The organism is Pseudomonas sp. B7 (assembly GCF_016735645.1).
Lineage (GTDB): Bacteria > Pseudomonadota > Gammaproteobacteria > Pseudomonadales > Pseudomonadaceae > Aquipseudomonas > Aquipseudomonas glycinae.
This window is the reverse complement of the sequence record NZ_JAERRE010000001.1, coordinates 786,045-805,683: the sequence shown is the minus strand read 5'-3', so window position 1 is coordinate 805,683 and position 19,639 is coordinate 786,045. Positions and strand designations below refer to the sequence as shown.

Genomic DNA, 19,639 nt, shown 5'->3' with positions numbered 1-19,639 from the left:
TTGTGGCAATGGGCAGGTCAGTGGGGAAGGCGGCTTTGCAGTTGCAGCCCCATCTGTTTCAGTGCGCTGGATAACTGCTCAAGATTATCGTAGGGGACGCGGTGTACCGGACCCCAGGACGGGCGATCAATGTAATAGCGCCCGTCTGCGAAGGTCTGGACAGGGGTTTGTACAATCTCGCCGTTCACACTTCTGTGGAACAACCGATAGGTACCTTGTGAACGTTCGAAAACATACATGCCCGCGCGGTACAGCAGTCGGTGTATTTGCAGTTCGCTTCGGCTGACCGGCGCCGCTTCCAATTGCACCAGCGCGTCGACGTAATGGGTATCGAAAGTCCCGCGTTGTACCAGCGTTTCTGAATGCGGGCCCCGTTCTATATCGATACCTGGGTCCGGTGAGACACGTTCGCCCAGTCCCGGATCAACTTCTTCAATGCGCAAACCAATGCCGCCTTCCAGTTCGCTGATGCCGGCAACGCCCCTGAACGTATTGGTGTTTTCCACGCCTGTCAGTACCACCCACTTGCCGACGTCATTCAGGTTCTTGTCGATAAACATGATGTCGGCTGTCAGGTGATTGGTCATGATTTGTTCCTCGGGCCGTGCGAGCGTATCGGGCCTTTTGTAGGAAGCCGCGCAATCGGTTGCCTGGACTCGAATACCGTTTTCTCGGGCACTTTTGACCAGTGCCAGTTCGTCGAACCGCCCTGCCGGATCGGTACCGAGGCGACTCAGGTACTGCTGCAAGTCCTCGGACATGACGCCGGACTTGAAGTATGCATTCAGGTCAGCCTGGGCAAAGTCGCTGAGCAGTCGGCGCACATAAAGCGTCTTGACGCCTTCGCGCGCCAGAGCAGGCATGTTTTCAATGATCAGTCGCATGCTGGTGATACGGCCAGGCGTTTCGCCGATCACCAGACCGGGCGCTTCCTTGAGTGCCTGTGCTACGAATTCCATGAAGGTCATTGAAGAGGTAATTGCAGGTATCGGCGGGCGTGGCGGCAGGTTTGCCCATGGCAGATTCTTGTAGAAGCGCCTGGCGGAGATCCGAAGCGCGCGGGCTTTATCGGCGAAATACAGGGCATAGCGATCCGGAGCGATCAGCCCGCCGTCAGGACCAATTCGCAGTTGAATATGGGTTTCACGTAATTGCAGGGCCCAACGCCTCAGTTCGAACTCCCGCTGCGGATCGACTGCGTAAGGCGTCTTGACCAGTCGGATGTTCAGGGGCTCGCTGGGCGCAGGGTTTGACGGTCCAGGTTGTGTGACCAACGGCTCCGGCTCAGCGGGCGAGGGTTCGCGTGTATCAAGTTCAAGTGCCACATCGACGGTGCATTGCCTGCCCAGACACTGACCGCCCCCCTTGAGTCCCAGTTGAGTCATGCGCTCCCACAGACCTTCACTGTTCAAGCGCACGGGTATTGCGTGAATCAGCTGGTTCGGTTTTGCCGGGTCGATGATCGCCCAGAATCCGCCACCCAGTGAGTCGTTGAAGTAACGGACGCAGTAGGCCGTGTCGTTCATCTGGATGGCGTAGGGAGGATCGGTGTCGAGTCTGTAGATGCCGCGATATTTGCCCGGCTCCGTAACCGGATCAAGACCGTCGAGGATTGCGTTGGATTGAAAGCGTTGCGGGATTTGTGAAGCTTGCACTGGTTCGGATATGACCGAGGGCTGTTCTGGCAGAACAGGCACGATGTCATTCGGTTGTTCTGGCTCCAGTTCCGCTGCTGTATCGGCTTCTGTCAGTTCGCTTGCTTCGATGGCTTCTGACGGCATGTCGAGCTCCGCCAGTGAGCCTGTGCCCTTGAGAAACGGAATATTGAACAGCGCATCGATACCGCTGAAAACGGCCCCCAGGACACCTTCCTTGCGCTCCGCGGAAGTCTTGCCGTTGACGGCCTTGTCGATGTTCAGCCCCATGTCGGCGAGGCTGGCGCCAATCACCGGCAATGCAACAGGCCAGCCCACCACGGCCATCGGGCCGAAGACTTTCAGACCAGCGCTCAGATAGCCGATCCAGAGTTTCTTGCGCAGATCACCGTTCGAGGTCAGGGAAAGATCCGCTTCGGCGAACATCGCGCTATGGGCACAGTCACGCAGCCAGCTGAATGCATCCACCGTGACCGTGTGATCGTTACGGTTGATCAGATGATGATCCGAATGCCCCCAGGTGCTGACCAGTCGATTCATCAGGTCACTGATGTGTTCGGTCATCCAGTGCCGGTCAGCCAGCGAGAAGTGTTTGAGGAACAGTTCGCGCGGTGCTTTCTCGTTCAGCTGTTGCAAGGCCCACCAGTGCATGTCAGTGGGGGTGTCCAGCACATGAAATGGTTGGTTGTCGCCGGGCACATAGAGGATCTGCCGGCCTGTCGAGTCAATGATGCGCAGGATATCGGTGGCCATACGGCCGTCGATATCCAGCGTGCAAACCCGCAGGCCATGGCCGGGGATGAACTCGGTTTGCAGACTGTGCAGGCTCACTGGCCAGCTCAGCAGGCCGATGACCGCGCTGATTGCAGTCTGGAAGTCCTCGTCGTTCAGGTGGCCGAATTCCCGGGCTTCAACGGCTTTGCCGAGAAAGTTGCATTTGGCCAGCGTGCGGAATTCACGGGAGTGCTGATCCCAGAACGACTGCAGCTCGTTGCGGTAACGCTCGCTGAAGTTGATGTTCCAGAAGTCGTCGAGTACCTCGTTACCGTGCAGCCGGACTTCGTTGGTTGTATCGAAGTTTTCGGTGTCCGGCCCTGCGCTGTAAAACCCGCCGTATACATCGAGCAAGTCGGCGTTGTCCTGATCCGTGGCGCGGAACCGGTGTATCACCAGTTGCGTCAGGGTCAGGCTTTCATAGGGTTTTTCACCATAATGCTGCCAACCGGTGAATGATGTGGAAAGACTCTGAGCAGTTCTGAATCGATGGTAATAGACGTGATCGGGATCGAGGCCGGTAAGGCCATGTCTGGCGAGCATTTCAATGGCAATCTGACGGGCCGTGTCGTTCAGGCTCGGGCACGCCGTGATCACCTGTGTGGCCATGACCTTGAGTGCAGCTCTGTCGGCGTCGTTGGGCAGCGGACGTTGTTCTGTCGGGTTCATTCGTTCTATTCCTTGAGAGGGAAGAGAAGGGTGATCCACTCGCTCAAGGGGTGTGCGGTACATGATTACCACCCGATATTGTCCCGGATGTGCGGCCATCCGCCGCGCCGCCCTTACTGTTTCCCAGGCGCAGGTGTATCGTATTCGCCTTTTGCGGGCGCCCTGGCCCGCGGCTGATACGTGAGGTAGTTGTGTCCATCTCCTTTACCCGTCGACAAATTCTCGGTGGCCTGGCCGGTCTTGCAGTGGTTGGCGCGGGAGCCGGTGGTGCGACGCGTTACTGGTTGGGCAAGGTGGCGGATGCCAACGCGGGACACGACTACGAACTGATCGCTGCGCCTCTGGACGTCGAGCTGGTGCCGGGACACAAGACCGAGGCCTGGGCGTTCGGTCCGTCGGCGCCGGGCACCGAATTGCGTGTGCGTCAGGGCGAGTGGCTGCGGGTGCGGTTCATCAACCATCTGCCGGTGGCGACGACCATTCACTGGCACGGCATCCGCCTGCCGCTGGAGATGGACGGCGTGCCCTATGTGTCGCAGTTGCCGGTGCTGCCGGGCGAATACTTCGATTACAAATTCCGTGTGCCGGACGCCGGCAGCTACTGGTATCACCCGCACGTCAGCAGCAGCGAAGAACTCGGTCGCGGGCTGGTCGGGCCGTTGATTGTCGAGGAGCGCGAGCCGACCGGGTTCAAGTACGAAAAGACCCTGAGCCTGAAAAACTGGCACATCGACGACGAGGGCAACTTCGTCGAGTTCAGCATTCCCCGTGAAGCGGCCCGAGGCGGTACGGCGGGGCGGCTGTCGACGATCAACGGCGTTCCGACCCCGGTGATCGAGTTGCCGGCGGGGCAGATCACCCGCGTACGCCTGCTCAACCTCGACAATACCCTGACCTATCGCATCAACATTCCCGGCGTCGAAGCGCAGATCTATGCGCTGGACGGCAACCCGGTCGAGCCGCGCCCATTGGGCAAGGAATACTGGCTCGGCCCGGGCATGCGCATCTGCCTGGCGATCAAGGCACCGCCGGCCGGTGAAGAACTGTCGCTGCGCAACGGCCCGGTTCGCCTGGGCACCCTGCGTTCAGTGGCCAACACTGACGCGCCGACCGACTGGCCGAAAGCACTGCCGGCCAACCCGGTGGCCGAGCCGGACCTGGCCAATGCCGAGAAACTCAACTTCAATTTCGAATGGGTCGGTTCGGTGTCGGTCAACGTCGACAACGGCAAGCCACCGAGCCTGTGGCAGATCAACGGCAAGGCTTGGGACATCACCGACAAGACCTGCGCCGACCGGCCAATCGCCAGCCTGAAACTCGGCCAGAGCTATATTTTCGAACTGAAGAACATGACTCAGTACCAGCACCCGATCCACTTGCACGGCATGAGTTTCAAGGTGATTGCGTCGAACCGGCACAAGATCGTGCCGTACTTCACCGACACCTACCTGCTGGGCAAGAACGAGCGCGCGCAAGTGGCGCTGGTGGCGGATAACCCCGGGGTGTGGATGTTCCACTGCCATGTGATCGACCACATGGAAACCGGCCTGATGGCCGCCATCGAGGTGAAGTGATGCGCCAGATTCGCCCCGCGGCGATCATCGACCGCAGCCGTGACCGCGACTTCATGCGCGAGGCGCTGGAGTTGGCAGCCCAAGGCGCGGCCCTCGGCGAAGTGCCGGTGGGCGCGGTGCTGGTGCAGGATGGCGAGATCATTGGCCGTGGTTTCAACTGCCCGATCAGCACCAGTGATCCCAGCGCGCACGCAGAAATGGTCGCGATCCGCGCTGCCGCGCAAGCGGTGGATAACTATCGACTGCCGGGCAGTACGCTCTACGTGACGCTCGAGCCGTGCAGCATGTGCGCCGGGCTGATCGTGCATTCGCGGGTTTCGCGGGTGGTGTTCGGCGCGCTGGAGCCCAAGGCCGGGATTGTGCAGAGCCAGGGGCAGTTCTTCACTCAGGGCTTTCTCAACCATCGAGTGTTGTATGAAGGTGGGGTGTTGGCGGAGGAGTGTGGGGCGGTGTTGACCGAGTTCTTCAGGGCGCGGCGGGCAAAACCCGCAGACTGAAGAACAACACAAACCCTGTGGGAGCTGGCTTGCCGGCGATGGCGTCGGCACATCAAGCATTGATGTCGACTGATCCACCGTTATCGCTGGCAAGCCAGCTCCCACAATTTTTTGCAGTGTCTGGAAGGGATCGTTACTTCTTCGCGACGATGACCGCCCGCATCGGCGCCGGCAGCCCTTCAATCGTCTTGCTGTGGTCATCCGGATCAAGGAAATCACTCAGCGACTGATACTTCATCCACTCGGTCCCACGCTGTTCATCGACCGTTGTCATGCTGACATCCACGCAACGAACGTCGGTGAACCCCGCACGACGCAGCCACAATTCCAGCGCCGGCACCGACGGCAAGAACCACACGTTACGCATCTGCGCATAACGATCTTCCGGCACCAGCACCTGATGCTTGTCGCCTTCGACCACCAGCGTCTCCAGCACCAGTTCGCCACCCTTCACCAGGCAATCCTTCAGCGCCAGCAAATGCTCGATCGGCGAACGACGGTGATAGAACACACCCATCGAAAACACCGTGTCGAAGCCTTCCAGATTCGGCGGCAGGTCTTCGAACGGGAACGGCAGGTGCCAGGCATTCGGCTCTGACAGATAACGCTGTACCGCTTGGAACTGGCAGAAGAACAGCCAGTTCGGATCGACACCGATCACGCTGTCGGCGCCGGCACCGAGCATTCGCCACATGTAATAGCCGTTACCACAACCGACATCGAGGATGCGCTTGCCCTTCAGATCCAGATGCGGAGAGACCCGCGACCACTTCCAGTCCGAGCGCCATTCGGTGTCGACGTGCACGCCGAACAGATCGAACGGCCCCTTGCGCCACGGCGACAGCCCCATCAGCGCCGTACGCATTTGCGCGCGGGTTTCGTCGTCGCAATTGGTGTCCAGCTTCAGGCCGTCGAGCAGGTCGACTTCGGTCGGCTGGATCTTCGGCAGGGCGTCCAGCGCACTTTGCCAGCGCTCCAGATCGCCGTGGCCTTTCTCCATTTTTTTGTCGAGCTGCACTTGCAGGGTGTTGGCCCATTCGGCCAGCGGCGTGCCGGCCAGACGGCGGGCGAGGGGGGACAGATCAATCATGGCAAGGCAATCAACGAGGCAAAGTTAAGACACTGGAACCACGGCACGACCTTCGAGAACCCGGCGGCCAGCAGGCGCTCGCGGTGTTCTTCGAGGCTGTCGGGCTTCATGACGTTTTCGATGGCGCTGCGCTTCTGGGCGATTTCCAGTTCGCTGTAACCGTTGGCGCGCTTGAACGCGACGTGCAGATCGGTCAGCAGCGCATGTTCTTCGGCATCGTTGAAGCGCAGCTTCTCCGACAGAATCAGCGCGCCGCCCGGCAACAATGATTGGCGAATGCGCGACAGCAATGCCGTACGCTGATCCGGAGCGATGAATTGCAGGGTGAAGTTCAGCGCCACCACCGAGGCCGGTTTGAAGTCGAGGGCGAGGATGTCGCCTTCGATCACCTCGACCGGCAGCAACTCCTGGAACATCGAATCCTGACCGTTGAGGTACTCGCGGCAGCGCTCGACCATCGCCGCCGAGTTATCCACCGCGATCACCCGGCAACCGTCGGTGCGCACGTGGCGACGTAATGCCTGGGTCACCGCTCCGAGGGAGGCGCCGAGGTCGTAGAGCACGCTGTTCGGCTGAGCAAATTGTGCCGCGAGCACGCCGAGATTTTCGACGATGGTCGGATAACCCGGCACCGAGCGCTTGATCATGTCCGGGAACACCCGCACCACGTCTTCGTTGAAGGCGAAGTCAGGCACCTGGGCCATCGGCTGGGCGAAAATGCGATCGGGTTCTTTGCTCACGGCGGTTCCGGCGGTGTCGATGAAAAGGCCGGCATTTTAGCCAAACTGGCGCGCAGATGCGCGGGTTGTCTGATAAACCGCTGGTTCAAAGCTCCGGACGTTTGCTCTGTGAAAACGCCGACGCCGCAATCCCCCACTGCCCCAGCCAGTAACTGAGAATGATGATGTAGGGCGCTGCATTGAACGGTGAGACAAACCGGTTGATGCCGATCACGCTGTCGGAGAACACGAACGCTACTGCGCCGCCCGCCGCCAGCAGTGCCGAACGTTGCGGTACGTCGCTGCCGAGGCGGGCGAGAGCGCGCCAGAGCATGGCGCTGATGGCCGTTCCGTAAACGATCACCGGCACGGTCAATGGCCCGAGTCCACTGGAAATCAGAATGCCCAACAACACGGCACCCACGCTGAGCGCCAGAACCAGCGGCAGTAATGCCGGGCGCCGGCAATCGCTGAGGTAAGCCTTGAGGTACGCCAGATGCGCGACCAGAAACGCGCCCAAACCGAAGACGAACAAATCCCCCGGCCACGCCAGCAGTACATCACCGACCAGCGAGAAAATCAGACCGAGGCTGATCCAGCGGCGATAGTCGCTGGGTGGCGCGTCATGCAGCCAGCCGAGCAACGCCAACACCGGCAACGGTTTGACCAGCAGACACAGCAGCGCCGCATGGGTACTGAGGCCATAGAGAAAGGTCACTGCGCCCATCAGCGCGAGGATCAGCCAGCCCACGATCAGTTCACCGAAATGGCGCAGTCAAAAGTTTCCACCGGCAACACTTCCGGCGCCCACGGTTGCTGCGAAGTCAGGCGCAGGCGCCCGGTGCCGGTGGCGAAGGCCTGGAAGCGCCAGGTCGAGAGCCCGGCCGCGCCGACCACGCCGGCATCCTCCGGATTGCTGTAGACCTCGGGGCTGAGGGCGCGCAATACGCCACCGGCAGAATCCTGGATGGCCCAGCGGTAGCCGGTAGTGGGGTTGCTCGGGAGCATGACGATCAGGTTTTGCCCGTTGGTCAGGCGCACCGGGCATTCGCTTTGTTTCTCCACGGTCACGTTGGTTTTCGGTTGCGTGGCGCAGGCGGCCAGCAGGGCGAGGGACAGGGGGACAAACAGGCGAAGGTAGGACATGGATTCAGTGGCTCCAGCGTTGGCGACGAACGGCGAGCATAACTGAAGATGAGGCAAAGTGTGACGGTGAGGGGGAGCGATGGCAGCCCCCTCGATAGCTCAAGAAGAAATCAGAAAAGCACCTTCGCCACATCCGAAAACTTCTTGGCGAAGTGCACGGTAATGCCTTCCTTCAAGTAATCCGGCAGTTCCTCGAAGTTACCCCGATTGGGTTCCGGCAGAATCAACTCGAAAATCTTCTGCCGCCGCGCCGCAATCACCTTCTCGCGCACCCCGCCAATCGGCAGCACATGGCCGGTCAGCGTCAGTTCACCGGTCATGGCCACGCCTTTTTTCGGCGGCTGATTACGGGCGAGGGAGAGCAGGGCGCTGGCCATGGTCACGCCGGCGCTTGGGCCGTCTTTCGGTGTGGCGCCTTCCGGTACGTGCAGGTGGACGAAAGCTTCGTCGAAGAATTTCGCGTCACCGCCGAACTGTTTCAGGTGCGAGCTGACGTAGCTGTAGGCGATCTCCGCCGACTCCTTCATCACATCGCCCAGTTGCCCGGTGAGTTTGAAACCTCGATTGAGCGTGTGAATCCGCGTCGCTTCAATCGGCAGTGTCGCGCCGCCCATGCTGGTCCAGGCAAGTCCCGTGATCACGCCAGTGCCGGACAGCACTTGCTCGTTGCGGAACACCGGATGGCCGAGGGACGCTTCGAGGTCTTTCGGGCCGATCTTGATCGCCGCTTTCGGGTCGTCGATCAGCTTCATCACCGCTTTGCGCACCAGTTTGCCCATCTGTTTTTCCAGCTGGCGCACGCCGGCTTCACGGGCATAACCGTCGATCAGAGCCTTGAGCGCCGTGTCGCTGATGCTCAGGCTGCCTTTGGACACGCCAGCCTTTTCCAGCAGTTTCGGCCACAGGTGACGCTTGGCGATGGCGACTTTTTCTTCGGTGATGTAGCCCGACAGGCGAATCACTTCCATCCGGTCCAGCAACGGGCCGGGAATCGAATCCAGGGTGTTGGCGGTGCAGACGAACAGGACTTTCGACAGGTCCATCCGCAGGTCCAGATAGTGGTCGAGGAATTCGACGTTCTGTTCCGGGTCGAGGGTTTCGAGCAGCGCCGAGGCGGGGTCGCCCTGGTAGCTCTGGCCCATCTTGTCGATCTCGTCGAGCATGATCACCGGGTTCATCACTTCGACGTCTTTCAACGCCTGCACGAGTTTGCCCGGCTGCGCGCCGATGTAGGTGCGGCGGTGGCCCTTGATCTCGGCTTCGTCGCGCATGCCGCCGAGGCTGAAGCGGTAGAACGGCCGGCCGAGGGATTCGGCGATGGATTTGCCGACACTGGTTTTACCCACGCCCGGCGGGCCCACCAGCAGCACGATGGAGCCACTGATCTCGCCTTTATAGGCACCGACCGCTAGGAATTCGAGAATCCGGTCCTTGATGTCGTCGAGGCCGGCGTGGTGTTTGTCCAGCACCTTGCGCGCGTGCTTGAGGTCGAGTTTGTCCTCGCCATACACGCCCCACGGTACCGAGGTTGCCCAGTCGAGGTAGTTGCGGGTGACCGCGTACTCCGGCGATCCGGTTTCGAGGATCGACAGTTTGTTCATTTCTTCTTCGAGGCGCTTTTGTACCTGCGTCGGCAGGACCTTGCCTTCCAGACGCTGCTCGAACTGCTCGAGGTCGGCGCTGCGGTCGTCCTTGGTCAGGCCCAGCTCTTGCTGGATGACCTTGAGCTGTTCCTTGAGGAAGAACTCGCGCTGATGCTCGCCGATCTTGCGGTTCACTTCGGCGGAGATTTCTTTTTGCAGACGCGCGACTTCGACTTCCTTGCGCAGCATCGGCAGGACTTTTTCCATGCGCTTGAGCATCGGCACGCAGTCGAGCACTTCCTGCAGCTCATTGCCGGTCGCCGATGTGAGGGCGGCGGCGAAGTCGGTCAGCGGCGACGGATCGTTGGGGCTGAAGCGGTTGAGGTAGTTCTTCAGCTCTTCGCTGTACAGCGGGTTGAGCGGCAGCAGTTCCTTGATAGCGTTGATCAGCGCCATTCCGTAGGCCTTGACCTCGTCGGTCGGCTCGGTGGGCTGGTGCGGGTATTCGACTTCAACGAGATACGGCGGGCGATGGTGTTTGAGCCAGGTCTTGATGCGTACGCGGCTCAGGCCCTGCGCGACGAATTGCAGTTTGCCGTTTTCGCGGCTGGCGTGATGCACCTTGACCAGGGTGCCGTATTGCGGCAACGCCTTGGTGTCGAAGTGGCGCGGGTCTTCCTGGGGTGTGTCCATGAAGAACAGGGCCAGGGAGTGGTGTTCGGATTTGCTGACCAGTTCAAGGGTTTCGGCCCAGGGCTCTTCGTTGACGATAACCGGCAGGACCTGGGCCGGGAAGAACGGGCGGTTGTGGATCGGGATGATGTAGACCTTGTCCGGCAGGTTCTGGCCGGGCAGGGCCAGGCCTTTGCCGGGGACGTGGTGTTCGATGTGTTCGGCGTCGGTTTCGGTGATGTCGTCGGGGTTTTCGGGGAATTCTTGCTGGTCGCTCATGGGGCACCTGCGCAATTGGGTATGGCTGTTAGATGGGGCAGGGGTTGGGTGGTTTCAATGGGGGTGAATGTTTCTGCTTGTGTGTTCAGGGTTTTGACAGGGTTTTGAGCTTGGCGGCCTTTGGGCCGACCATGCTGCGGTTTTATCGAGTACATATCCGTTTCTTCGGGTGCGCCCGCTGGCGGTTTCGCCCTTACGGCGAGTCCCTTTGGCAAACGCCCCAAAGGAACCAAAGGTCTGGGCCCCTGCGTCCGGCGCCTCGCTGTGGCTCGGCGTTCCTTCGCTCCGGGATTCATCCGGGGGCATCGCCTACGGTTTGCTTCGCTGCACCTCCTCTCGATGTGTTTGGCTTCGCCAAACGGTCGCTGCGCTCCCACCCCCGGATAAATCCCTCCACTCAGCCTTCCGATGGGGCCGGCAGGTCAAGAGCGGTACTCGAGCTAACGCTCATCGTGTTGAGTGGTGAAGAGCAGGGAAGAGCAGGGAACAGCAGGGAAGAGCAGAGTGAGAAGGTGATGGTGAGAGGAGGGAGCCGATTGGGGCTCTAAAACCTGAGTTCGACTCGGTATCTCACGTCGGCGTACCTCTCCCAGACAACGCGGTCAGTCCCCTCTCCCTCCGGGAGAGGGCTAGGGTGAGGGCAGCGTCCTGACTGACTCACCACAAGCCTGGCTCCCGCAGAAACCTCATCAGCATTTACGCCGGATATCGACTGACCTCGACATTATCCAGCACCCGATTCACCGCCAGTTCCGCCAGCATGATCACCTGCTGAATGCCCAGGATCCGATGCCGCTGCGGCGTATCGACAAAAGCCGCTACATCACTGGCCATGACACTTGCGGTAGCCAGGGACTCACAGGCATGGGCCAACAGGCTTTCATCGTCCATGTCTGGCGAGATCTGGAACATCTGGCTCGGTCGGCGACCGGGGCATTTTTTTGGAATCGGATTGAAATGGTGGTCGAGCGCGCGTTCGGCGGCGTCGTGGAGTTTCATTGAATCAGGGGATTCGTATGGCGAGGTGTCGTTTGATTCGGGGGGATTGGGTGTTGGTTTTTTCATGGTGAATACTCAGTTGGTGAAATTGGAGCTGCCTTCGATTGCCGCGACGCAATCTGAGGTGGCAGCTGTACGCGGGTTCGCGGACCGATAACTGAGGAATCGGCATACCTCCAAGGAAGGTATCCCGCGCACAGCCGCCATGAAACAAACAACAGGCACCGAGGTGCCGTGAGGTTGGCGATTATGCATCAGTTATCGGGCCGCGACGCCCGTTCGCTGAATTTGCAGCGACCCCCAAAGCCTATCCACCCCATTTCCGAGCGACAACCGACGCGACATGTCAGAAACATCCCCCGCAAACACCCCTTCTGTAGGACATAAACACCTCGTTTAGAAACCGCAGTCCACAAAAAAAGGCGACACCCCTCACAGGGCATCGCCTTTTTCCTTACCGCCGCTAAAGCTTATTCCGGCAGTTTGTAGGCAATCACATAGTCACCCATCTTGGTGCCCAGCGAGCCGTGACCACCCACCACGAGCAGGACGTATTGCTTGCCGTCCTTGCCGGTGTAGGTCATTGGGGTCGCCTGGCCGCCGGCCGGCAGACGCGATTTCCACAGTTCTTTACCGGTGTTCACGTCGTAGGCGCGCAGGTACTGGTCCAGCGTGCCGCTGAGGAAGCCGACGCCGCCGGCAGTGACGATCGAGCCGCCCATGCTTGGCACGCCCAGGGTGAAGCCGATCGGGATTGGCGAGCTGTCGCGGCTGGTACCGTTTTTGCGTTTCCAGACGACTTTGCCGGTGGTCAGGTCGATACCGGCGACGTAGCCCCAGGCCGGGGCCTGGCACGGTACGCCCAGTGGCGACATGAACGGGTGCATGGTCACGGCATACGGCGCACCGGTGTTTTTCTGGATGCCGGAAGTTTCGCTTTCGCGCTTGCTGTCGGCGGGTACGTCGGCACGTGGGATCATCTTGGAGACGAAAGCCATGTAGTTCGGGCTGGTGAACAGCATCTGGCGAACCGGGTCGACAGAAACACCGCCCCAGTTGAACACGCCGACGTTACCCGGGTAGATCAGGCTGCCCTGTTCCGACGGAGGCGTGTATTGGCCTTCGTAGCGCAGTTCCTTGAACTGGATGCGGCACAACATCTGGTCGAACGGGCTGGCGCCCCACATGGCTTTTTCGGTCAGTTCCGGGGCCAGCAGGTTCAGGTCCGAACGGGCCTGGGTCGGGGCGGTGTGGTCGCCTTTCACGGCGCCTTGCGGCACCGGGATCTCGCGGATCGGGATGATCGGCGTGCCGTCACGACGGTCGAGGACGTACAGGCTGCCCTGCTTGGTCGGGGCGATCAGCGCAGGCTTGATGCCGTCGGCGGTTTTCATGTCCAGCAGGGTTGGCTGGCTGCCGACGTCCATGTCCCACAGGTCGTGGTGGGTGAACTGGTAGTTCCAGCGCACCTTGCCGGTCGCCAGGTCCAGCGCGACCAGGCCGGCGCTGAATTTCTCGGCACCGGGGGTGCGATCGCCGCCCCACTGGTCAGGCGTCTGGTTGCCCAATGGCAGATAGACCATGCCGAGTTTTTCATCGACGCTGGCCAGCGACCACATGTTGGCCGAGTTGCGGCTGTAGGTCTGGCCCGGGGCCAAGGGTTCGGTGGCGTCCGGGTTGTTGCTGTCCCAGTTCCAGACCAGATGGCCGTCGCGCACGTCGTAGGCGCGGATCACGCCGGACGGCTCGTTGGTCGATTCGTTGTCGGTGACGTGACCGCCCATGATCACCAGATCACGGGTGATCGCGGCAGGAGAGGTGGAGTAGTAACCGCCAGCGGTGAACGGGCCGATGCCCTGGGTCAGGTCAACCACACCGTTGGTGCCGAAGCCTTCGCAGATCTTGCCGGTGTCGGCGTTCAGTGCGATCAGGCGGGCATCGGCGGTAGGCAGGTACAGGCGACGCGGGCAGGCCTGGGCGACGGCTTTGCCGGCCTCGGAGATCACGGTGGACGCCGCGTTTTCAGACTTGGCGTACGCGGCTTCGTCGTAGTACGACACGCCACGGCAGGTCATGTGGGCGAAGCCCTTGAAGCCTTCCGGGCTTTTGATCTGCGGATCGAAGCGCCATAGTTCCTTGCCGGTGTCCGGGTCCAGTGCCAGCACTTTGCTGTGCGCAGTGCAGGCGTAAAGCATGCCGTTGGCTTTCAGCGGGGTGTTTTCGTTGGTCAGCTCGACCGGGTCGTCGGCAGTCGGCAGGTCGCCGGTCTGGATGCGCCAGGCTTCTTGCAGCTTGCCGACGTTGGCCGGGGTGATCTGTTTCAGTGGCGAGTAGCGGTCACCGAATTCGGTGCGGCCGTAGGCCTGCCAGTCGCCGTCCGGCATTTGCGGGGCGGTGCTGGTGGTGTCGGCGGTGTCGCGACCCAGTTCGCCGAAGGTTTCGCCCGGGTGGGTGAACAGGCTGGCCAGGGCAGTGACGCCGGCCAGAATCACAGCCACGGTCAAACCGCCGGTGCCCATCGGCGCAGGGCCTGCGAGCAGCAGCGGACGACGGAACCACGGCAGCAGCATCACGAAACCGAGGACAAACCACAGCGCCAGACGCGGCACCAGTTGCCACCAGTCCAGACCAACTTCCCACAGCGCCCAGACAGTGCTGGCGAACAGCACGATGGCGTACAGGCCCAATGCTGCGCGACGGCGCATCAGCATCAGAATGCCGGTCAGCGTGATGCCGATACCGGCCAGCAGGTAATACAGCGAGCCGCCGAGCGTACTCAGCTTGATTCCCCCGGCCAGCATGGCCAGGCCCATCAGCAGAAGCAGAATGCCGAGCAGGTTCGGCAGAAGACGGCTTCGACTCGAAGCACCTTCAGTGCTCATAGTGTGGTTCTCCGTGACGTTTCAAGTAGTCCCGCGCTGTAGTCACTGTAGATGACGATTTGGCGCGGGCAGGGTTCAGATAAAAACTTGTCTTGCTATCGAATTTCTTTCGCAGGGCTGAGCCGCGTGCGCTGGGTCAGAACGACGACTGGATTTTGATCCCGCCAATCAGCGCGTCGTCGACCTTGTCCACACCGCCCGGATGGCGGATGTATTGCAGGTTCGGGCGCACGGTCAGCCAGTTCGTGACGTGCACGCCGTAGTAGAGTTCGGCGCTGTATTCGGTGTCCTGCGGTGGCAGGAACGACGGATCGTCGTAGTCGTAGACGGCGCGGGCCTGGTTGGTCGCTTCGGCGTTCTTGCGGTACGCCGGGTTGACGTGAACGCGAGCCAGAGCGAAACCGATGTCGTCCCTGGCGCGGGCGTCGAACAGGCCTTTGTAGACCACGCCGGCCTGGACGTAGTTGTCGATGGCGTTGGTCTTCTTGTCGTGCATCGTGCCGTTGGCGAACACGCTCAGGCCACGGGAATTGTCGCTGGCGACGCTGGTGATCTGCTGCTGCACACCGAGCCACACACCGTGTTTGCTCGAAGCGCTGCGATAGGCTTCGCCGCTCAGGGCCGCCGGCTGGCCGTTGCTGTCTTTATAGGCATCGGTGGCCTTGGCGTTGCTGTAGTAGTAACCGGCGCGGTATTCGCCCGGCAGGCCGTTGAGCTTGGGCTTCCACACCAGTTCGATCGGCAGGATCGCGCCCTGGGTGCCGCTGCCGCTGAGCTTGAAGCCGTTACCGCGATCGAGGTTCGACGGGTTTTGCTCGTAGGCGCCGACCTGCGCGTACAGCTCTGGCGTCAGGTGATATTTGACGCGCAGTGCCCATTGGCTGACCGGCCAGTTGTACCAGATGCCACCGACCCAGTTGCCGACCTGCGAGCCGCAGAACGCCAGGTTCTGGAAGTCGCACGGGAAGCTGTTGAAGTCTTCGCCTTCGCCGAAACGGCCGACCTTGATGTCGAGCTTCTGGTCGAAGAATTTCTGCTGGTACCACATTTGTGTCAGGCGGGTGGTCTGGCCACGGCCCCAGACTTCCTGGGCCGAGGTGAAGCCCCCGACGCGCGGGTCGTTGATGCGGTCGTTGCTGATGTTGTTGCCGCTGCGCTTGGTTACGGTCAGCTGGAATTCAGCGTCGTTCCAGCCGAGCAGTTTTTGCAGGTCCAGATGAGTGCCGAGGCCCCATTGGTCGCTGTAGCGCGCGGTGCGGTCGTGGTCGTAGCCGCCGTGCAGGTTGCTGCCCATTTCGCCGGTGTAGTCGAGCTTGAAGTCGATGCCTTTTGCCGCGAGTTCGTTACGGGTGCCGTTCCAGTCACCGAGCATCCACGGTGATTCACTGTCGAAGGCCGGAGCGGCCTGGGTGCAGGTGGCGAGGCCAAGGGCGGTGCAGCCGCCGATCAGGCGCAGGGTTGAGATAGCGCTGTCTCGGGAGAACGGAAAATCGGGCATTGAATAGGTCTTTCTTGATCTTTTTGGGGGATAAACTGGCCGCTACGATTTGACGCAGGCAGTGAAGCGGTTCAGCAGAAGGGCGGCAGGATAATGTCCTGTTACAAAAACACAAAGGGCTTTTGCTGACATGAACCCTTTCGGATTCGGTAACAGTGCGGCAATACAGCGCATTGCAGGTGTTAGCGCAGGCTGCGATCTTCTCCGGTTGGCCTACATTTAACCCAAGGCCTTCCACCCGCCCATGCCCTCGGCTAAGGTGCGCGGCTTCTGCATTTTTACTTCGCCCAAAGGCCCGGCATGAACGACCACAACCCCGATCCGCTGCACGGCGTGACCCTCGAACAGATCCTCAATGCGCTGGTGACCCACTACGAATGGTCGGGCCTGGCCGAGCGCATCGACATCCGTTGCTTCAAGAGCGATCCGACCATCAAGTCGAGCCTGACCTTTCTGCGCAAGACGCCTTGGGCGCGGGAGAAAGTCGAGCGGCTGTACGTGAAACTGATGCGCACCAAGCGTCCGCTCTGAGATGAACGCCGTCTTGCGGCGACGCCTGATCACTTCGGTTGCGGTGCTGGGCTGGGCCGGGCTGGGAATTCAGCTGTACCTGATTTTCTTCGCACGCCTGAGTGTCGGCGCCAGCCTGCTCGGCGGGCTGGTGAGTTTCTTCAGCTATTTCACCGTGCTCACCAACACCCTGGTGGCGGTGGTGCTGACCTGCGCGGTGACCGATCGTGAATCCACCGCGCGGCGCTGGTTTCTGCAACCTTGGGTCAGCAGTGGAATTGCCGTCAGCATTGCGGTGGTTGGCCTGGCCTACAGCATTCTGCTGCGGCATCTGTGGCATCCGCAGGGCTGGCAGTTTATCGCGGACGAATTGCTCCACGATGTGATGCCGCTGCTGTTTCTGGCTTATTGGTGGTTGTGTGTGCCCAAGGGCAGCTTGCGTCTGAAGCACCTGCCGCTGTGGCTGATCTATCCGCTGGTGTACTTCGCCTATGCATTGCTGCGCGGGCATTTGCTGGGGGCTTACGCGTATCCGTTCATTGACGTGGCACTGCTGGGTTATCCACAGGTGTTCATCAATGCCGGGGGCATTCTGCTGGGGTTTGTGCTGATGGCGTTGCTGGTGATCGGGATTGATCGCTGGCAGGGGCGGCGCCTTTAGCAGCGCCGCCGCGCGTATTCACTCCTCTTCGGAGCCCTCGGCGCGCCAGTAACCGACCGCTTTGACGAACTTCTCGTCGAGTCCGTGTTCATCGAGCAGCACCCGGCGGATCTGCCGCGAGACTTTCGTTTCCGTCGCCACCCACGCATACAGATTGCCCTTGGGCACCTGCAATTGTTTGACGGTCGCCAGCAGGTTGTCCTTGCCGCCCTCGCGCAGTACCCAGATCACATTGACCTGTGCCGCGCTTTCCAGCGTTTGCTGCTCCTTGCCGTTTTCCACTTCGATCACCACCAGCGCCTTGCGATTGGCCGCCAGGCCTTCGAGGCGGCGGGCGATGGCGGGCAGGGCGGTTTCGTCGCCGATCAGCAGGTAGCTGTCGAAGATGTCCGGCACGATCATCGAACCGCGCGGGCCGCCGATGTGCAGGAACTGTCCCGGTCTGGCCTGTTCAGCCCAGGTCGAGGCAGGGCCGTCGCCGTGCAGGACGAAGTCGATGTCCAGCTCAAGCTTGTCGAGGTCGTAACGGCGCGGGGTGTAGTCGCGCATCTCCGGCATCGGCACATCGCTCTTGCCGGCACCCAGCACCAAAGTTTCCAGCGCGGCGGCCTGTTCGGCGTTCTGCGGGAACAGCAGTTTGACGTGATCGTCGGTACCGAGGCTGATGAACCCGGCCAGTTCCGGACCGCCAAGAGTGATGCGGCGCATGCGCGGGGTCAGATCGACCACTCGCAAAACCTCGAGTCGGCGGCGTTTGATTTCATGCATCACACGGTGGATGCCTTGGGTCTGGACTTCAGTCATTCGGCTTTCTCCGGGGCAGATTGAACGGCGGGGCCGTCGACGATGGCTTTGGCGGTGTCGTTGAGCAGGTCGCGCACTCGCAGGATTTCTTCCGGGCTCCAGCGCCCGTGGTGCATTTGCAGGGCGTGGCGCAGGTTGTGCACCGCTTCATGAATTTCCGGCGGCCGGTCGTGGCCGCGAAGCGAGCGCTTGCTGACGTCGATGCGCATGCGCACGCCGTCCAGCGCCACCGCCTGTTCGCTGAGGGATTGGCGGCCGGCATCGGTCACCGCGTAGCGCTTTTTGCCGCCCTCGGCGTCGCCGGTGATCATTTCGCTCTCTTCGAGGAATGTCAGGGTCGGGTAGATCACGCCGGGGCTGGGGCTGTAGGCGCCGTCGAACATGGTTTCGATCTGGCGGATCAGGTCATAGCCGTGACACGGCTGTTCGGCGATCAGCGCCAGCAGCAGCAATTTCAGATCGCCCGGGGCGAATACCCGCGGGCCGCGACCTCCGCGTTCGCGACCATGGCGTTTTTCGAAGCCGTCACGGCTGTCGCCGTGGTCGCGGTGGGGGGAATGATGGTCTCTCATTTAAGTCTTCTCTCGTCGTATTTAGATACAACGTAAGATATATCTTTTGCAGTGAGCAAGCGGTTTTTTACTGAGCGCGCGTCCGCCCTGACCAACGGTAAGCAGATCTGGAGACGCATTTTCGTAATTCGGAAACACCACGAAATATCTGTATCAATGACCAAAAAGTTAAAGTTTAAACTCTACAGGTGGTTGAGAAGATGCTCTGGAAAGTGCAATTATCCCGCGTTGATTAGTTGAAAGTGCTGTATGGTTTTTTATCTTTAACTGTATGTAGTCTTAAACTTACAGCTATTGTTTTGAATATTGAAAATATCGCGTTTTTTCTTTCTGGTCATAAGCTGGTTTAACTACAAGCTTGTGGGAAGTTGCCTGCTTACATTCCAGAGTGAACAGTCGATCATGCCCCGGCGTTGAAACTTCAGGTCAATACGGCCCTTGTCGGCTTGAATGACTTGAAAGTTCAACGCTTCGATCCTTTAAAAGAAGACAGGTACTGACCGATGTTCAAGAAAATCGCTTTCGCTGCCCCACTGGCTGTTCTGGCTCTGAGCTCTTCCGTGGTCTTCGCCGCCGGTGAAGCACGTCACTCCATCAGCCTGGTGGCGCATGTGCCAACCAATGGTTTCTATGTGGTGCCAACGGATGCTGACCTGGTCAACAAGGATCAGGACATGAGCTTCAGCCCGATTACCGGAACCATGAAACCCGTGGAAGGTTTCTTCGATGTGCGCAACACCAACGGTTCGGTTCATGGCTATCTGGAAGGCGTGCCGAAACTGGTCGGCGGCTCAAGCATCATTGATCTCAAAGTCGAGTTCAATAACAAGGTTCTGACCCAGACCCCGCAAATGGTTGTTGGCGAGGCCGAGTCCGATGTGAACTACCGTGCACCGCTGCGCATCACCGCCGCCGGCACCAACTTCACCCCGGGCGATTACACCGGCGCAGTCACCATGATGTTCGACGCTGTTCCTCCCGTCGGCGCCGCGCTCTAACCCGTGAAGTAACAAAAGCCGGCTGGCTGACGCGAATGTCTGTCAGCCGGACTTTTT

At 60.5% G+C, this 19,639-nt stretch carries 16 protein-coding genes; 5 read left to right on the top strand and 11 right to left on the bottom strand.

The features are described 5' to 3' along the window. Positions 1-17: 17 nt before the first annotated feature. Complete coding sequence (locus tag JKA62_RS03760) at positions 18-3,161, bottom strand: membrane-targeted effector domain-containing toxin (RefSeq protein ID WP_011335796.1); 3,144 nt, start codon at positions 3,159-3,161, stop codon at positions 18-20. Between the two features lie 134 nt (positions 3,162-3,295). On the opposite strand from JKA62_RS03760, the gene JKA62_RS03755 reads away from it, so the two are divergent. Continuing rightward, a complete protein-coding gene (locus JKA62_RS03755; protein ID WP_041475607.1) occupies positions 3,296-4,672 on the top strand; it encodes a multicopper oxidase family protein in 1,377 nt (458 codons plus the stop codon). Further along, the gene (gene tadA / locus JKA62_RS03750; protein WP_011335794.1) at positions 4,672-5,169 is read left to right on the top strand and encodes a tRNA adenosine(34) deaminase TadA; all 498 of its coding nucleotides are present in this window, start codon (positions 4,672-4,674) and stop codon (positions 5,167-5,169) included. Before JKA62_RS03755 ends, tadA begins: the two co-directional genes overlap by 1 nt. A gap of 133 nt (positions 5,170-5,302) precedes the next feature. Here tadA and cmoB read toward each other — a convergent pair whose 3' ends face one another. From cmoB to JKA62_RS03710, 8 genes are all read right to left on the bottom strand, one after another. Further along, positions 5,303-6,259, bottom strand: a complete 957-nt coding sequence (cmoB, locus tag JKA62_RS03745) for a tRNA 5-methoxyuridine(34)/uridine 5-oxyacetic acid(34) synthase CmoB (RefSeq protein WP_011335793.1) — start codon at positions 6,257-6,259, stop codon at positions 5,303-5,305. Then, the gene (gene cmoA / locus JKA62_RS03740; RefSeq protein WP_218888027.1) at positions 6,256-6,963 is read right to left on the bottom strand and encodes a carboxy-S-adenosyl-L-methionine synthase CmoA; all 708 of its coding nucleotides are present in this window, start codon (positions 6,961-6,963) and stop codon (positions 6,256-6,258) included. Before cmoA ends, cmoB begins: the two co-directional genes overlap by 4 nt. 121 nt (positions 6,964-7,084) lie before the next feature. After that, on the bottom strand, positions 7,085-7,729 hold the full coding sequence (locus JKA62_RS03735) for a lysoplasmalogenase (protein ID WP_011335792.1): 645 nt from the start codon (positions 7,727-7,729) through the stop codon (positions 7,085-7,087). A gap of 2 nt (positions 7,730-7,731) precedes the next feature. Further along, complete coding sequence (locus JKA62_RS03730; protein ID WP_011335791.1) at positions 7,732-8,124, bottom strand: protease inhibitor I42 family protein; 393 nt, start codon at positions 8,122-8,124, stop codon at positions 7,732-7,734. A 110-nt stretch (positions 8,125-8,234) separates the two neighbouring features. Next, on the bottom strand, positions 8,235-10,658 hold the full coding sequence (gene lon / locus JKA62_RS03725; RefSeq protein WP_011335790.1) for an endopeptidase La: 2,424 nt from the start codon (positions 10,656-10,658) through the stop codon (positions 8,235-8,237). A 696-nt stretch (positions 10,659-11,354) separates the two neighbouring features. Then, positions 11,355-11,723 (bottom strand): DUF6124 family protein, encoded by a 369-nt coding sequence (locus JKA62_RS03720; protein WP_011335789.1) that lies wholly within the window; start codon positions 11,721-11,723, stop codon positions 11,355-11,357. A gap of 404 nt (positions 11,724-12,127) precedes the next feature. Continuing rightward, on the bottom strand, positions 12,128-14,539 hold the full coding sequence (locus JKA62_RS03715; RefSeq protein ID WP_011335788.1) for a glucose/quinate/shikimate family membrane-bound PQQ-dependent dehydrogenase: 2,412 nt from the start codon (positions 14,537-14,539) through the stop codon (positions 12,128-12,130). 136 nt (positions 14,540-14,675) lie between these two features. Continuing rightward, the gene (locus tag JKA62_RS03710) at positions 14,676-16,037 is read right to left on the bottom strand and encodes a carbohydrate porin (protein ID WP_201816411.1); all 1,362 of its coding nucleotides are present in this window, start codon (positions 16,035-16,037) and stop codon (positions 14,676-14,678) included. A 300-nt stretch (positions 16,038-16,337) separates the two neighbouring features. Here JKA62_RS03710 and JKA62_RS03705 point away from each other — a divergent pair, with 300 nt between their 5' ends. Both JKA62_RS03705 and JKA62_RS03700 read left to right on the top strand, forming a co-directional pair. Then, the gene (locus tag JKA62_RS03705; protein WP_007956650.1) at positions 16,338-16,568 is read left to right on the top strand and encodes a VF530 family DNA-binding protein; all 231 of its coding nucleotides are present in this window, start codon (positions 16,338-16,340) and stop codon (positions 16,566-16,568) included. A 1-nt stretch (position 16,569) separates the two neighbouring features. Further along, entirely contained in the window at positions 16,570-17,208 is a 639-nt protein-coding gene (locus tag JKA62_RS03700) for a Pr6Pr family membrane protein (protein ID WP_011335786.1), read from the top strand. A gap of 18 nt (positions 17,209-17,226) precedes the next feature. Here the strand turns inward: JKA62_RS03700 and JKA62_RS03695 are convergent, their stop codons facing one another. Both JKA62_RS03695 and JKA62_RS03690 read right to left on the bottom strand, forming a co-directional pair. Next, positions 17,227-18,012 (bottom strand): siderophore-interacting protein, encoded by a 786-nt coding sequence (locus JKA62_RS03695; RefSeq protein ID WP_011335785.1) that lies wholly within the window; start codon positions 18,010-18,012, stop codon positions 17,227-17,229. After that, positions 18,009-18,584 carry a PadR family transcriptional regulator gene (locus JKA62_RS03690; RefSeq protein WP_011335784.1) on the bottom strand — a complete coding sequence of 192 codons (576 nt, stop codon included), beginning with the start codon at positions 18,582-18,584 and terminating at the stop codon, positions 18,009-18,011. Before JKA62_RS03690 ends, JKA62_RS03695 begins: the two co-directional genes overlap by 4 nt. Before the next feature lie 503 nt (positions 18,585-19,087). Between JKA62_RS03690 and JKA62_RS03685 the strand changes: the two genes are divergently transcribed. After that, a complete protein-coding gene (locus JKA62_RS03685) occupies positions 19,088-19,582 on the top strand; it encodes a CS1 type fimbrial major subunit (protein ID WP_011335783.1) in 495 nt (164 codons plus the stop codon). Positions 19,583-19,639 lie beyond the last annotated feature (57 nt).

What these genes read in the sequence shown, in the direction of transcription:
- JKA62_RS03760 (WP_011335796.1), bottom strand. Translation starts at nt 3,161, where the DNA reads ATGTACCGCACACCCCTTGAGCGAGTGGATCACCCTTCTCTTCCCTCT.
- tadA (WP_011335794.1), top strand. Translation starts at nt 4,672, where the DNA reads ATGCGCCAGATTCGCCCCGCGGCGATCATCGACCGCAGCCGTGACCGC.
- cmoB (WP_011335793.1), bottom strand. Translation starts at nt 6,259, where the DNA reads ATGATTGATCTGTCCCCCCTCGCCCGCCGTCTGGCCGGCACGCCGCTG.
- cmoA (WP_218888027.1), bottom strand. Translation starts at nt 6,963, where the DNA reads ATGGCCCAGGTGCCTGACTTCGCCTTCAACGAAGACGTGGTGCGGGTG.
- JKA62_RS03730 (WP_011335791.1), bottom strand. Translation starts at nt 8,124, where the DNA reads ATGTCCTACCTTCGCCTGTTTGTCCCCCTGTCCCTCGCCCTGCTGGCC.
- lon (WP_011335790.1), bottom strand. Translation starts at nt 10,658, where the DNA reads ATGAGCGACCAGCAAGAATTCCCCGAAAACCCCGACGACATCACCGAA.
- JKA62_RS03720 (WP_011335789.1), bottom strand. Translation starts at nt 11,723, where the DNA reads ATGAAAAAACCAACACCCAATCCCCCCGAATCAAACGACACCTCGCCA.
- JKA62_RS03715 (WP_011335788.1), bottom strand. Translation starts at nt 14,539, where the DNA reads ATGAGCACTGAAGGTGCTTCGAGTCGAAGCCGTCTTCTGCCGAACCTG.
- JKA62_RS03710 (WP_201816411.1), bottom strand. Translation starts at nt 16,037, where the DNA reads ATGCCCGATTTTCCGTTCTCCCGAGACAGCGCTATCTCAACCCTGCGC.
- JKA62_RS03705 (WP_007956650.1), top strand. Translation starts at nt 16,338, where the DNA reads ATGAACGACCACAACCCCGATCCGCTGCACGGCGTGACCCTCGAACAG.
- JKA62_RS03700 (WP_011335786.1), top strand. Translation starts at nt 16,570, where the DNA reads ATGAACGCCGTCTTGCGGCGACGCCTGATCACTTCGGTTGCGGTGCTG.
- JKA62_RS03695 (WP_011335785.1), bottom strand. Translation starts at nt 18,012, where the DNA reads ATGACTGAAGTCCAGACCCAAGGCATCCACCGTGTGATGCATGAAATC.
- JKA62_RS03690 (WP_011335784.1), bottom strand. Translation starts at nt 18,584, where the DNA reads ATGAGAGACCATCATTCCCCCCACCGCGACCACGGCGACAGCCGTGAC.
- JKA62_RS03685 (WP_011335783.1), top strand. Translation starts at nt 19,088, where the DNA reads ATGTTCAAGAAAATCGCTTTCGCTGCCCCACTGGCTGTTCTGGCTCTG.